The following is a 12,844-nucleotide window of genomic DNA, read 5'->3' as shown; positions in this document are numbered from 1 at the left end:
TGTTCGTGAAGGCACGCCAGACATCCGGTGCGACCGGGAACGACGAGCGGCCCCACGGTGACCTGGTCGCCGGCGAGCTCGAGGGCGAGATGCGGGATGTCGCGGGCCACGAGGGATGCGGCCCGGCGTGGCTCGACCAGCCGGGAGGCGACGAGGATGACGACACCGGTGGAGTCCGGGTTCGCTGACGCCCGCAGCCGTGCACCGGCCGCCGCGAACGCTTGGTCCACCGCGGCCCGATCTGCGGCCGCGACCTCGTCGCCGAAGGACACGGTGACGGACACGGGGGGCCGGGGCCGAACCAGCACGGGACCCAGCGACTCGCGCAGGAGTTCGATCTGAGCCGGGTTCGCGCCGCCTTCTCGAGCGATCGTGTCGAAGAGCTCGTCGGGGATGCCGGCCACCAGCGCGTGCAGCAGGCGCTCGTGCCACGATTCGACCGGCTCCAGCACGATGCTTCCCGGCTCGTGGCCGAGCTGCACGGCGGTGGGGGAGCGCCACAGCGGCGCAGCGGAGGGCGCGAGACGGATCATGCCTCGATTCTCGGCTCGGGCCCTGGTCCCGGAGGGCGGTCTCCACAGGAAGCGTCGCGTCGGACTGACGAAGAAGCAGTGGGGAGGAGACGCGGCCGCTCAGACGGGCGAAGGCCCGCCGGGTCCGTCGTCGTCCCGCCGCGTCCGATCCTCTTCCGGGGCTTCGTGCGTCGAATCGTCGCCCTCGGCCGCGGAGGCCAGCAGCGCGTCCAGCGCGTCGTCCATCTCGTCGCGTTCGGGTGCCTCGCCGCGTGCCCGCGCCTGCAGACGCGCGATGAGAGCCGACGGATCGTCGACATCGGCGGGTGCCGGCATGAGGTCCGGGTAGTCCCACAGGCTGTCGCGGGCGTCGCGCCCGACGGCATCCGTGATCGCGCGCCACATCGCCGCCGCCTCGCGCAGGCGACGCGGCCGCAGCTCGAGGCCGACCAGCGACGCCATCGCCTGTTCGGCGGGCCCGCCGACGGCACGGCGACGACGCACAGCCTCAGCGATGCGGTCCGCGGCGGGAAGACGCGTCGTCGCGTCCGCGGACACGACGTCGACCCAGCCCTCGATCGTGGCGAGCAGGTGCTCGAGGCGCGTGAGCGCGGCGGACTGGGCCTCGGATCGCTGGGGGAGCAGCACGCCGCTCTCGAGCGCCTGGCGGAGTTCCTCGGGCTGAGAAGGATCGAAGCGCGAGGCCAACTCCTCGAGGGCGTCGGTGTCGACGTGGATGCCGCGTGCGAAGTCCGTCACCTGCGAGATCACGTGCAGGCGCAGCCAGCGGGCGTGTCGGAAGAGCCGAGCGTGGGCGAGCTCGCGGGTGGCGAGGGAGAGAGCGAGCTGCTCGTCGTCGATGCCCAGGTCGCGACCGAAGTCGGCGAAGTTCTGGGGCAGGATCGCGGCTTCGCCGTCCGGCATGACGGGGATGCCGACATCGCCGCCGGAGACGACTTCGAGTGACAGCTTTCCGACCACCGCGCCCAGCTGCGCGGCGAACAGGGAGCCGCCGACCGTCCGCATCAGGCGACCAGCGCCGGCGATCATGCCCTGCATGTCTTCCGGAGCCTGCGATTCCAGGGCCGCGGTCAGCGCGTCGGCGACCGAGGTTGCGACCGGCTCGGCGAGCTCCTGCCAGACCGGGAGGGTCGCTTCGACCCAGGCCCCGCGGGTGAGGGCTCGCGGCGGCGTGGCCAGATCCGAGATCGTGGTCGCCTCGCTCAGCCACAGCGTGGCCAGCGCGAACGCCTCGGAGAAGTCCTGCTTGTCGCCTGCGCTGATGCCGTGACCGTCCTTATTGGCCAGGTGCAGCGCCTGCGTCCGCGTCGCGCTCCAGTCGACGCCGCCGTCGCCGCCCGCGGCGAAAGCGCCCTGGAGATGCTGCACCATCTGCTGCAGCATCGCGGGGTCGACGCCCATTGCCGACAGGCGTTCGAGCTGCTCGGGCCCGAGCGTGCCGCCCTGGCCCAGCAGGCTGCGGAGCAGCTCCTGGAACTCGTCCTCGGGAGAGCGGTCGTCATCAGCCATGTCAGGCGCCTTTCAGCAGGGCGGTCAGCTCGCGTTCTACGCTAGCCGCACGACCTCGTCGCACGGCGCGAACGGACCTCGTTCGCTTTCGCCGGTCGCGAACGACCGGGACCAGAAAGCAGCACGTGTCACTTTTCGACGAGAACGCACCCGCCCCCGCGCCCCGGCGCCGCCGCATGAGCCGCGCCTCACTCGCGGGTCTGTGGGCGGTGTCCTTCTCCCTCATCGCGCTGCTCATCCTCACCGTCGTGCCGACGTCCTTCGTGATCCAGCGCCCCGGGCCGGTCTACGACACGCTCGGTTCCGTGGCCGCCGGCGACGGCGAGCAGCGCCCTCTCATCAGCGTGTCGGGTGCGGAGACGTTCCCGACGTCGGGCTCGCTCGACCTGCTCACGGTCGAGGTTCTGGGAAACCGCGAGCGTACGCCGTCGTGGCTGGAGCTGGCGGCCGCCTGGTTCGATCCGGCCCGCGCGGTCGTGCCCATCGACGAAATCTTCCCCGCGGGCGTGACGACCGAGCAGCGCAACGACGAGAACGCCGCGCTGATGGTGGACTCCCAGAAGGAGGCCACCGCCGCCGCCCTCTCCGAACTCGGGTACGACGTCACGTCGCTCGTCCGTGTCTTCCAGCTCGCCGACGACTCGCCGGCGGCCGGTCTCCTCGAGCCCGACGACGTCATCCGCTCGGTCGACGGGGAGTCCGTCGCGACCACGGCGGCTCTGCGAGACGCCGTGAACGCCGCGGGCGGACGCCCCCTCACGCTCGAGGTCGATCGCGCGGGAGAGCGGCTGTCGGTCGAGGTCACCCCGAAGCAGATGACGGTCGACGGCGAGACCCGGTGGGTCATCGGCGTCACGATCGCGCAGGATTTCGACTTCCCGATCGACGTGACGCTTCAGCTCGACAACGTCGGCGGCCCGAGTGCGGGCATGATGTTCGCCCTCGGCATCATCGACACGCTCACCCCCGGAGAGCTGACCGGCGGGGAGCGTTTCGCCGGGACCGGCACGATCGATGCGACGGGCACCGTGGGCCCGATCGGCGGTATCCGGCAGAAGCTGTACGGCGCCAAGGATGCCGGAGCCGAGTGGTTCCTCGCCCCGGAGCGCAACTGCAACGAGGTCGTGGGTCACATCCCTGATGGCCTCCGCGTGTTCTCCGTCGCGGACCTCGACGACGCCCTTTCGGTGGTCGAGACCGTCAGCACGGGCGGCGATCTCGACGCTCTTCCGACCTGCACCGCGGGCTGAGGCTCGGCGTCCCCCCAGCGGGCGGCGCCTAGGATGGAGGGGTGACCACGACCTCAGCGCCGAACCCGGCCACACCCAGCAGATCCCGCCGCGCCGTCGGCATCACCCTCGCCGTCATCGCGGCCGTGGTGGTGGCCTTCTTCATCTTCGCGAGCCTCTACGCCGATTGGCTGTGGTTCCGTCAGCTCGGCTTCGACGGTGTCCTGGTGACTCAGTGGACCGCCCGCGCGATCATGTTCGTCGTCGGCTTCGTCGCGATGGCGGTGCCCGTCTGGCTCTCGATCCAGCTCGCCTACCGGTTGCGGCCCGTCTATGCCCGCCTGAGCTCGCAGCTCGACCGCTATCAGGAGGTCGTCGAGCCGCTGCGTCGTCTGGGCATGTGGGGCATCCCGACCTTCTTCGGCTTCTTCGCCGGCTTCGCCGCTTCGGCGCAGTGGGAGACGGTGGCCCTCTGGCTCAACGGCGGCACCACCGGCACCGCCGATCCGCAGTTCGGGCTCGACACCGGCTTCTACCTCTTCACGCTGCCGTTCCTCTCGGCGGCCGTGGGCTTCGTCTCGGCGATCGTCATCGTGTGCCTCCTGGTCACCGCCCTCGTGTCGTACCTCTACGGCTCGGTCCGGGTCGGCCAGCGCGAGCTGCGGATCTCGAAGTCGGCGCGCATCCAGCTCGCCGTCATCGCCGGCATCTACCTTCTGGTGCAGGGCGTGAGCATCTGGATCGACCGTTATCGCACGCTGGTCACCCCGAATGACCGCATCACCGGGGCCGGGTACGTGGACGTCAACGCCGTCATCCCGGGGCAGACGATCCTCGCGATCGCCGCCGCGATCGTGGCGGTGCTGTTCTTCGTCACTGCGATCATCGGCCGCTGGCGCTTCCCGCTCATCGGAACCGGCCTCCTGGTCGTCACCTCGCTCGTCGTCGGCGTCGCCTACCCGTGGTTCGTCAACAACGTGCAGGTGCGGCCGAACCAGCTGACCCTCGAGTCGCAGTACTACGAGCGCAACATCGAGGGAACGAAGGCGGCCTACGGCATCTCCGGCCTCGAGAAGACCGACTTCCAGGCCGTGACCGACGTCGAGCCGGGTCAGCTGCGGGCCGATGCCGACACGACCGCTTCGATCCGCATCATGGACCCCGCGATCATCGGACCGACGGTGCGGCAGATCGAGCAGTACCGCTCGTACTACCAGTTCGCCGAGCCGCTCGACGTCGACCGCTACGAGATCGACGGGCAGTCGCAGGACACCGTGGTCTCGGTCCGCGAGCTCAACGTGAACCAGCTCGGCGACGCGGCGTCCTGGTACAACACGACGCTCGTCTACACCCACGGTTACGGCATGGTCGCCGCGAAGGGCAACGAGCGCACGGCCGACGGCAACCCGGTCTTCGTGGAGCGAGGCATCCCGGCATCCGGTGAGCTGACGAACGGCCAGGAGTACGAGCCGCGCGTGTACTTCGGCGAGTTCTCGCCCACGTACTCGATCGTCGGGGCGCCCGAGGGGTCGTCTCCCATCGAGCTCGACTATCCGCGCGGGCAGGAGGGCGAGAGCCAGACGAAGACGACGTTCGAGGGAGACGGTGGTCCGTCCATCGGCGACGTCTTCCACCGCCTGATCTACTCGCTGAAGTTCCAGTCCACCGACATCCTGTTCTCGGACGCCATCAACGAGGACTCGCAGATCCTCTACGACCGCGACCCGGCGACGCGCGTGCAGAAGGTGGCGCCCTACCTCGAGCTCGACAACGACCCGTACCCGTCCGTCGTCGACGGACGCATCGTCTGGATCGTCGACGGCTACACGCTGAGTGCGAACTACCCGTACTCGTCGATCGTCAGCCTCAGCGACGCGATCTCCGACTCGTCGAACCCGCAGCCCCGTGTCGCGCTCGACAACATCAACTACATCCGCAACTCGGTCAAGGCGACAGTCGACGCGTATTCGGGCGAGGTGACGCTGTACGCGTGGGACGAGACCGACCCGCTGCTGCAGGCCTGGCAGAAGGTCTACCCCAACACGCTCAAGCCGATCAGCGACATGAGCGGCGACCTGATGAGCCACGTGCGGTACCCGACCGACCTGTTCAAGGTGCAGCGCGCCATGCTCGGCACCTACCACGTCGACACAGCGCAGTCGTTCTACTCGCGCGACAACGCCTGGAAGACGCCGAACGACCCGCAGCAGGACACGCAGCTGCAGCCGCCGTACTACCTGACGATGAAGATGCCCGGCCAGGACGCCCCGTCGTACTCGATGTTCTCATCGTTCATCCCCGGCGGTCAGGACACTCGTAACGTCCTGATGGGCTACCTGTCCGTCGACTCCGACGCCGGTTCCGAAGCTGGTGTCGTCAGTGGTGAGTACGGCAAGCTCCGGATGCTCGAGGTCAATGCCGAGACGCCGGTTCCAGGTCCCGGCCAGGTGCAGAACACGTTCAACGCCGATCCCGTCGTGTCGTCGTTCTCGAACATCCTGCGTCAGGGTCAGTCGGAGGTCATCAACGGCAACCTGCTGACACTGCCCGTGGGTGGCGGTCTGCTCTACGTCCAGCCCGTCTTCGTGCAGTCGTCCGGAGCTACCAAGCTGCCGACGCTCCAGAAGGTGCTCGTCGGCTTCGGCGACCAGGTCGCCTTCGAGGACACCCTGCAGGAGGCGCTCGACAAGCTGTTCGGCGGCGACTCGGGCGCGAGCACCGGAGACACGGATGTCGTTCCCGAGCCCAGCCCCGGCGACGAGGCGACTCCGGGCACCGGCGACGGCGGAACGGCGCCGACGACTCCCGCCGCGGACTACCAGGCGGCGCTCGACCAGGCGCGCGATGCTCTCGCCGAGCGCAACACGGCGATGCAGAACGCCGACTGGGCGGCGTACGGTGCCGCAGATGCCAAGCTCACGGAGGCGATCTCGCGTCTGCTCGAGCTCGGTGAGCAGGGCCAGAACTGACCCCACCTGCAACGAAGAGAGGGCCCCGACCTCGGTCGGGGCCCTCTCTTCGTCGTCTCCTGCTTCCTCTCACCGCCGAGAATGCACGAACGCACGGTGCCAAGGGGCTGGGACCGTGCGTTCGTGCGCTCTCGCGAAGCGCGGGGCGTCAGTCGCGGGTGTAGCGGCGGGCGCGCCCTGCGAGGCCGGCGAAGTGGAACGGGCCGGGGGACGCGGCCGCGATCTCGACGTCGACGGTGCTGTCGCGGTGCGTCGCGTCGTGGAGCTCACGGTAGGTGGGGACATCGACCGCGGTCCGTGCGGCGAGGATGGCCTCGGTCTCCGCGCCGCGGGTCGCCTCGCGGTAGCCGGGCTGGACGACGAGGGTGAAGAACTCGCTGACCGACCCCGAGCCGTAGCTGAAGAGCCCGATGCGCGAACCAGTGAGGTCGTTCTCGCCGTCCAGGAGCGCTGCGAGAGCGATGTAGAGCGACGCCGTGTAGGAGTTTCCGATCCGGCGGTTGTAGCCGGTGGTCGCGGTCACGAGCTCGGGGTCGAGTTCGACGCCGACGTGCTGACCGAGCGCGCGATGCGCCTTCACGGCCATCTTGGTGAACGGCTGGTGGTGGCAGAACCAGTCGATCTGATCGATGTCGACGCCGCCGCGCGACCGGTAGTCGTCCCAAGCGCCTGCGACACCGTCGAGGTAAGCGCTGACGGAGAGCTTGCCGTCGACGACCGCGGTGACGCTGTCGTTGGGACGCCAGAAGTCGTCGACCTCCGCAGTGTAGACGCCGGCGGCGGTCTCGAGGACGGCGAGCGCCGGCTCAGCCGACACGAGGAAGGCGACCGCCCCTGCACCCTGCGTCGGCTCAGCCGCGGTGTCGAGCTCGTACCGGGCGACATCACTGGCGATGACCAGGACGCGCTCGTCGGGGTTGCGCGCGATGAGACCGGCCGCAGCCTGAAGGGCGGCCGTCGCGGAGTAGCAGGCCTGCTTCAGCTCGACGACGCGGACCGAGCGCGGGAGGCCGAGCAGCTCGTGGACGTGCACCCCGGCGGCGCGCGACTGGTCGATGCCGGTCTCGGTGGCGAAGAACAGGGTCCGGATGCCGTCGACACCGTGCCGGTCGATGATGCGCTGCGCGGCCGCGGCGCCCATCGTGACGATGTCCTCGTCGAGGCCGGGGATGCTCATCTGCTCCTGGCCGAGCCCGATGCGGAACTTCGCGGGGTCGATGTCCGCGCGTGCGGCGAGGTCGTCGAGCTCGACCACGTGCGAGGCCGTGGCGACAGCGAGGTCGTGGATGCCGATGGTGGTCACTTCGTGGAATCCTTCCGGCGCTCGAGGAGCAGGTGCGACTGCATGAGCTCCCCGGGATTGGTCTGGGCGGCGAGCAGCGAGAGCTCGCCGCAGAGGACGGTGGCGGCGATCAGCCCGGCGAGGCGTCGGGCGTTCTCGCCGGAGGGACGCTCCTCACGGCAACCCAGGCGCGCGAGGGCGTCGTCGACGGCCGGCAGGTCCTTGCCGTTGCCGACGGTGCCGACGATGAGGTGAGGCAGCGTGCACGAGAAGTACAGGTCGCCGTCGCCGCGGACCTCGGCCCAGGTGAAGCCCTGCGAGCCCTCGACGATGTTCGCGGCGTCCTGACCCGTAGCCAGGTAGAAGGCCAACAGCATGTTGGCGTAGTGCGCGTTGGCGGAGCGCAGCGCTCCGGCGATCGTCGATCCGACCAGGTTCTTCTGGACGTTCAGATCGACGATCCGCTGCGCGGTCGACCGCAGCTGCTTCTCGACGAGGTCTGCGGGGATCACGATCTCGGCGATGACGTTGCGCCCGCGGCCGAGGATGCCGTTGACGGCGGTGGCCTTCTTGTCGGTGCAGTAGTTGCCGGAGATCGAGCCGTACGAGAGCTCGGGGTGCCACGAGAGCACGCGTTCCATGAGCGTCTCCGCGGCGAAGGTCACCATGTTGTGGCCCGAGGCGTCGCCGGTCGTCAGCGCGAAGCGGAGGTAGAGCAGGTTGCCGACGACCTCGGTGTCGAGGTCGATGAGCTGGGCGTGGCGGCTGCGCTCCGAGACGGCGGCAGCGAGCTCGTCGAAACGGGCGACGATGGCGCGCGACGCAGCGACGGCGGCCGCCGCCGACTGGGCGACGAACAGTGACGAGCGCGTCATCCGTTCGTCGACGACCGTCACGCGGATGCCGTCCTCGACGAGCCGCGAGATGCGCGCGCCGCGGCCGACCGAGGGCCACAGCGGCGACTCGTAGGTCGCGAGCGGGACTTCCTGCTCGGTCTCGACGTCTCCGGTGAGCCGAAGCGGTCCCACCCACCGCAGGGGGATCGGGGTGAACTCGGCGCTCATCGCGCGTCCTTCCCGCCGGCGCGACGCGCCAGGCTGTCGATATCGATACCGCGGGCTCGCGCGAACTCCGCCGCGCGTCCGTGGATGATCAGGTCGGTACGGCGGAGATCGTCCGGACGGGTCGCCCCCACCAGGGAGTGCAACGCCGTGAGGTGGTCAGACCATTCCCGGATACGGGAGATCAGCGCCTCCGCGCCGCCGTCGAGCACGACCGAGAGGAACGATCCGGAGGCGCCGACCGCACGCGCGCCGAGCGCGAGGCCGCGCGCGACGTCGAGGGGCGTGCGGACGCCGCCGGACGCCAACAGCACGGGTGCGTCGGCCGGGGCCTCGAGCAAGCACTCCACCGCGGACTGTCCCCACCCGGCCAGGTACGCGTAGTCGCGGCCCGATCGCCGGTCGTTCTCGATGCGCATGAAGTCGGTGCCGCCGACGCCGGACACATCGGCGAAGCGCACGCCCAGGTTCCCCAGACGGGACAGCGTGGCGGCGCTCAGACCGAACCCCACCTCCTTCACCACGACGGGCACCTCGACGGCGGCGACGATGGCCTCGAGCGAGGCCGGCCAGCTCGAGAACGAGCGGCTGCCCTCGGGCATCACGGTCTCCTGCATGGCGTTCACGTGCACCTGGAGAGCGTTCGCCTCGAGGGCGTCGACGGCGCGCCGGGCGTCTTCGGGAGACCGTTCGATCCCGACATTGGCCATGACGAAGCCATCGGGGTTCTCGTCGCGGATCACGCGGAACGTCCCCATGAGGTCGGGGTTGTCCAGCGCGATGCTCAACGAGCCCGATGCGATCGCGACGCCGGTCTCACGCGCGGCGATGGCGAGGTCGCGGTTGATCGCACCGGTCGAAGCGCTGCCGCCGGTCATGGCGTTGACGTAGAACGGCAGCGCCCAGCGGGCACCGGCGACCTCGACGCCGAGATCGACGCGCTCGGCGTCGACACCGGCGAGGGCATGGTGGACGAAGCGGACGTCGTCCCAGCCGTTCGGCCGCGGCGGCTCCTTCTGCTGTGCGGCGGCGAGACGGACGTGGTCGTCCTTGCGCTCGGAAGCCAGTTCAGCCGGCATGATGCTCTCCTTCCGGCGGGTGCACGCCGATCGTGAGGTGTCGGATGTCGTTGGTCTCCCAGACCCGGAGCATGCCGGCGACGTCAGCCCCCGCGGGCGCGAGCACGATGCCGCAGTCGCCACCGCCCGCCCCGGACGGCTTGGCTGCCGCGCCGATCGCCTCGGCCGCGTCGCAGAGGATCCTCAAGCGGTCGGTCTCGATCGTCACACCCGTCCGTGCTCCGAGCGCCTGCAGCAGGCGACGGTTGCGCCGGATCGCGTCGAGCGCGAGCGCGTCGTCGGAGGCAGCGCGTGGCGGTGTCGTTCCGGGCGGCGAAGCCGCGAGCGCGCGCCACAGATCCTCCACGCAGGCGCGAGAGGCATCCAGGAAGCCCGTATGCGCGCCGTCCGCGACGTCGGTGCCGCGCGAGACACCGCTGACCAGGCGCTCGGTCGACGCGGGGTGCCCCGTCCAGCCGACGAGCAGGTCGAGTCCCGCGGGAGGCGCCAGACGTGTGATCTCCGTTCCTCGCCACGCGTCCGAACCCAGGACAGGGGCGACGCCGTGCTCCGCGCGTGCCGCGCGCAGGCGGTCGCGGTCGGGGGAGCGGTAACCGATCCAACCGCCGTAGGTGCTCGCGGCGACGTCACCGCCGGAAGCATGGGGGGCGACGGCGATCGTGGCGAGCATGGCGAGCTCGTACCGGCCGCGTGTGCCCAGGTCGAATCCGTAGAACCGGTCGATCGCGGCGATCGTCGCGACGGTGACGGCAGCCGACGAACCGAGGCCGAACTTGCGTCCGCTGGGGTCGTCGAGCCCGCTCTCGATGAAGAGGTCGAAGAAGCGGGGACGCAAGCCCCGCTCGGCGCGCAGACGCTCGGAGACCTCGATCGCGGCGATGACGTAGTCGTAGGGGTGGTGCTCGCGATCGAGCGTCAGCCCGTCCTGCCCCCGGGTCCAGCGCACCGGCATCCGGCTGTACTCCGGCGAGTGGATGCTGCCGGCGTCGACGCTCTCGGACAGCGACACCGTCAGGTAGCGGTCGACGGCGATGAGCACGGATGGCTCACCCGGTGAGACCACCGCATACTCACCGGCCACGAACAGCTTGCCGGGCGCACGCGCGACGATCGGGCGGGTCGAGTCGACGGTGGTCATTCGCCCGCTCGCGAGACGAGAGCTGCGGCGGGTCCGGGGTGGGCGACAGCGAGCTCGGCGAGACCGTCGAGCGCGGCAGTGACCGCATCGACGGACGCGGGCCGCGTCAGGATCACGACGTTCGGTCCGGCATCGGCGGTCGCCCAGGCTTCGACGCCGGACTCGCGCAGGGCCGAGATGCGGTCGAAGATCTCGACGCTCACGGGGCTCAGATAGCGGATGGGCGGGTCGCACGACTGGATCAGGGCGTGCATCCGCAGGGCGTTGACCTCCGTGATGCGGCCGAGGCGCTCGACATCGCCGTCTCGGCATGCTTCCGCGGCTGCTTCGAGGCTCTCGGCCGTCGATGAGACCCATGCGGGGTAGAAGGGCGAGGTGAGCACCGTGCGGCGCATCGCCTCACGGCTGGACACCGGCTTCTCGCGCTTCTCCACCATCGCCACGACCATCGCGAGATCCGGCGCTGCCACGGGCTCGGCGAAAGAGGTCTCATCGCTGTCGCCGGCGTGCCAGATGGCGAATCCCGGGATGACCGAGCGCGACGCCGATCCCGAGCCGCGGCGGGCGAGTCGGCTCAGGGAGCGGGTATCGAGGTCCAGCCCGTAAGCCGCGGAAGCGGCGACGGCCAGCGCGGCGAAGCCCGAAGCGGACGACGCGAGACCGGCGGCCGACGGCACGGTGTTGACCGTCTCGACGCGAGCGGAGAGCGTGCTGCCCGCCATCTCGCGAACGATGTCGAGGAATCGGGTGACCCGCTCGGCGGGTCCATCGACGCGCTGCTCGCCGTTGAAGACGAGGACGTCGCCGGACGCTCCCTCGTCGAGGCTGACGGTCGTCGTGGTGGGGAAGATGTCCAGCGTCATCGACAGGCTGCCCGTTGCGGGGAGGTTCAGTGCGCTGTCGCGCTTGCCCCAGTACTTCACGAGCGCGATGTTCGGGTGCGCGATGGCTGTCGCGGTGCTCATGCCGCTCCTTCGACGGTGGTGGTCCAGACCGCGGCGGCGCCGGCGCGGGTGAGTCGGTCGCCGAGCTCGGCGGCGGATGCCGCGTCTCGAGCGAGCGCGAGGACGCAGCCGCCCCGGCCGCCGCCGGTCAGCTTGGCGCCCAGGGCGCCGCCGGCGGTCGCGGCCTGCACGAGGTGGTCCAGCGCCGGATCGCCGACGCCCAGGCGCGTCAAGAGGACGTGGGCGCGGCTCATCGCGCTTCCGATCGCCTCGCGGTCACCCGTCGAGACGTCGCTGCGGAGGGCGGTCGCCAGCGCGCCCAGCTCGTCCAAGGCGGCTTCGACCGCGCGCGGATCGCTCTCCCGCCGCTGCGCGACGGCGGCGACGGCTTCACGGGTGCGCCCCCGGACTCCGGTGTCCGCGATGACGAACACGAGATCGCCCCCGACGGAGACGGGCTCGATGCGGCCCTGGTCGAACCACACGGCCGCCCGAGCGCGCACGGTGCGCGCGTCCAGTCCGCTCGGTGCGCCGTGGGCGGCGCGCTCGGCCGTCTGGATGAGCTCGTGCATCGTCTCGTCGTCGGCCGCGAAGCCGCAGGCGCCCAGCACTGCTTCGATCACCGCGGCGGACACGGCGGCGCTCGAGCCGAGCCCGCGCTCGGCGGGGATGCTGCTGTCGATCGAGATGTCGAGCGCGGCGCCCGGCCTGCCCGCCGCCGCGAGTGCGGCGCGCATGGCCGTCAGCGTGACGTGCAGTCGCTCCGGTGCCTGGGCGATGGGGCCGTGGTAGAGCGTGCTGGCGAGGTGACCGCGGCCTTCGGTCGGCTGCGCGTGCGCCTCGACGCCGAGAGCGCGAACGGGGATCGCGATCGCGGGGCGGCCGTATACGACGGCGTGCTCCCCGAGGAGGATAGCCTTCGCACCGGCGCGGCCCGTCGCTCCGGGCTCCGCGGCCGAGCCGTGCGTTGCCACGTGCAGACGGGCGTCCGGTGCGATGGGGACGTCGGTCGGTGCAGTCATGGAATTTCGTCGAGCGTAACAGTCCGCCCCCGGGCGAGGCCTCAGTGGCCATGGATGTGCTCCGGAGGCCTCCGAGCG

9 protein-coding genes are annotated in these 12,844 nt (G+C 70.4%); 2 read left to right on the top strand and 7 right to left on the bottom strand.

Annotated features, from left to right (window positions below; all coding sequences use genetic code 11):
• Positions 1 to 632 precede the first annotated feature (632 nt).
• On the bottom strand, positions 633 to 2,042 hold the full coding sequence (locus DO944_RS04250) for a zinc-dependent metalloprotease (protein ID WP_112614898.1): 1,410 nt from the start codon (positions 2,040 to 2,042) through the stop codon (positions 633 to 635).
• Between the two features lie 125 nt (positions 2,043 to 2,167).
• Here DO944_RS04250 and DO944_RS04245 point away from each other — a divergent pair, with 125 nt between their 5' ends.
• Together DO944_RS04245 and DO944_RS04240 are read left to right on the top strand one after the other, a co-directional pair.
• A complete protein-coding gene (locus DO944_RS04245; RefSeq protein ID WP_112614896.1) occupies positions 2,168 to 3,292 on the top strand; it encodes a PDZ domain-containing protein in 1,125 nt (374 codons plus the stop codon).
• 41 nt (positions 3,293 to 3,333) lie between these two features.
• On the top strand, positions 3,334 to 6,240 hold the full coding sequence (locus DO944_RS04240; protein WP_112614894.1) for a UPF0182 family protein: 2,907 nt from the start codon (positions 3,334 to 3,336) through the stop codon (positions 6,238 to 6,240).
• A 148-nt stretch (positions 6,241 to 6,388) separates the two neighbouring features.
• On the opposite strand, the gene DO944_RS04235 is transcribed toward DO944_RS04240, so the two are convergent.
• The 6 genes from DO944_RS04235 to mvk are packed head-to-tail and all read right to left on the bottom strand — an operon-like array spanning position 6,389 to position 12,766.
• Positions 6,389 to 7,543, bottom strand: coding sequence for a hydroxymethylglutaryl-CoA synthase (locus DO944_RS04235; protein ID WP_112614892.1), 1,155 nt, complete (start codon positions 7,541 to 7,543; stop codon positions 6,389 to 6,391).
• A complete protein-coding gene (locus DO944_RS04230; protein ID WP_112614890.1) occupies positions 7,540 to 8,586 on the bottom strand; it encodes a hydroxymethylglutaryl-CoA reductase in 1,047 nt (348 codons plus the stop codon). The genes DO944_RS04235 and DO944_RS04230 overlap by 4 nt, the downstream gene beginning before the upstream one ends.
• Positions 8,583 to 9,662 (bottom strand): type 2 isopentenyl-diphosphate Delta-isomerase, encoded by a 1,080-nt coding sequence (fni, locus tag DO944_RS04225; protein WP_112614888.1) that lies wholly within the window; start codon positions 9,660 to 9,662, stop codon positions 8,583 to 8,585. Before fni ends, DO944_RS04230 begins: the two co-directional genes overlap by 4 nt.
• Complete coding sequence (locus tag DO944_RS04220; RefSeq protein WP_112614886.1) at positions 9,652 to 10,800, bottom strand: phosphomevalonate kinase; 1,149 nt, start codon at positions 10,798 to 10,800, stop codon at positions 9,652 to 9,654. The genes fni and DO944_RS04220 overlap by 11 nt, the downstream gene beginning before the upstream one ends.
• Positions 10,797 to 11,765 carry a diphosphomevalonate decarboxylase gene (mvaD, locus tag DO944_RS04215; RefSeq protein ID WP_112614884.1) on the bottom strand — a complete coding sequence of 323 codons (969 nt, stop codon included), beginning with the start codon at positions 11,763 to 11,765 and terminating at the stop codon, positions 10,797 to 10,799. The genes DO944_RS04220 and mvaD overlap by 4 nt, the downstream gene beginning before the upstream one ends.
• Complete coding sequence (gene mvk / locus DO944_RS04210; RefSeq protein ID WP_112614882.1) at positions 11,762 to 12,766, bottom strand: mevalonate kinase; 1,005 nt, start codon at positions 12,764 to 12,766, stop codon at positions 11,762 to 11,764. The genes mvaD and mvk overlap by 4 nt, the downstream gene beginning before the upstream one ends.
• Positions 12,767 to 12,844 lie beyond the last annotated feature (78 nt).

Origin of the sequence: Microbacterium sp. SMR1 (assembly GCF_003289625.1) — a bacterium.
In the GTDB taxonomy this organism is placed as follows: Bacteria; Actinomycetota; Actinomycetes; order Actinomycetales; family Microbacteriaceae; genus Microbacterium; species Microbacterium plantarum.
This window is presented reverse-complemented; position numbering and strand designations above follow the sequence as displayed.

Coding starts and splice junctions, on each gene's coding strand:
- DO944_RS04250 (WP_112614898.1), bottom strand. CDS start 2,042: ATGGCTGATGACGACCGCTCTCCCGAGGACGAGTTCCAGGAGCTGCTC.
- DO944_RS04230 (WP_112614890.1), bottom strand. CDS start 8,586: ATGAGCGCCGAGTTCACCCCGATCCCCCTGCGGTGGGTGGGACCGCTT.
- fni (WP_112614888.1), bottom strand. CDS start 9,662: ATGCCGGCTGAACTGGCTTCCGAGCGCAAGGACGACCACGTCCGTCTC.
- DO944_RS04220 (WP_112614886.1), bottom strand. CDS start 10,800: ATGACCACCGTCGACTCGACCCGCCCGATCGTCGCGCGTGCGCCCGGC.
- mvaD (WP_112614884.1), bottom strand. CDS start 11,765: ATGAGCACCGCGACAGCCATCGCGCACCCGAACATCGCGCTCGTGAAG.
- mvk (WP_112614882.1), bottom strand. CDS start 12,766: ATGACTGCACCGACCGACGTCCCCATCGCACCGGACGCCCGTCTGCAC.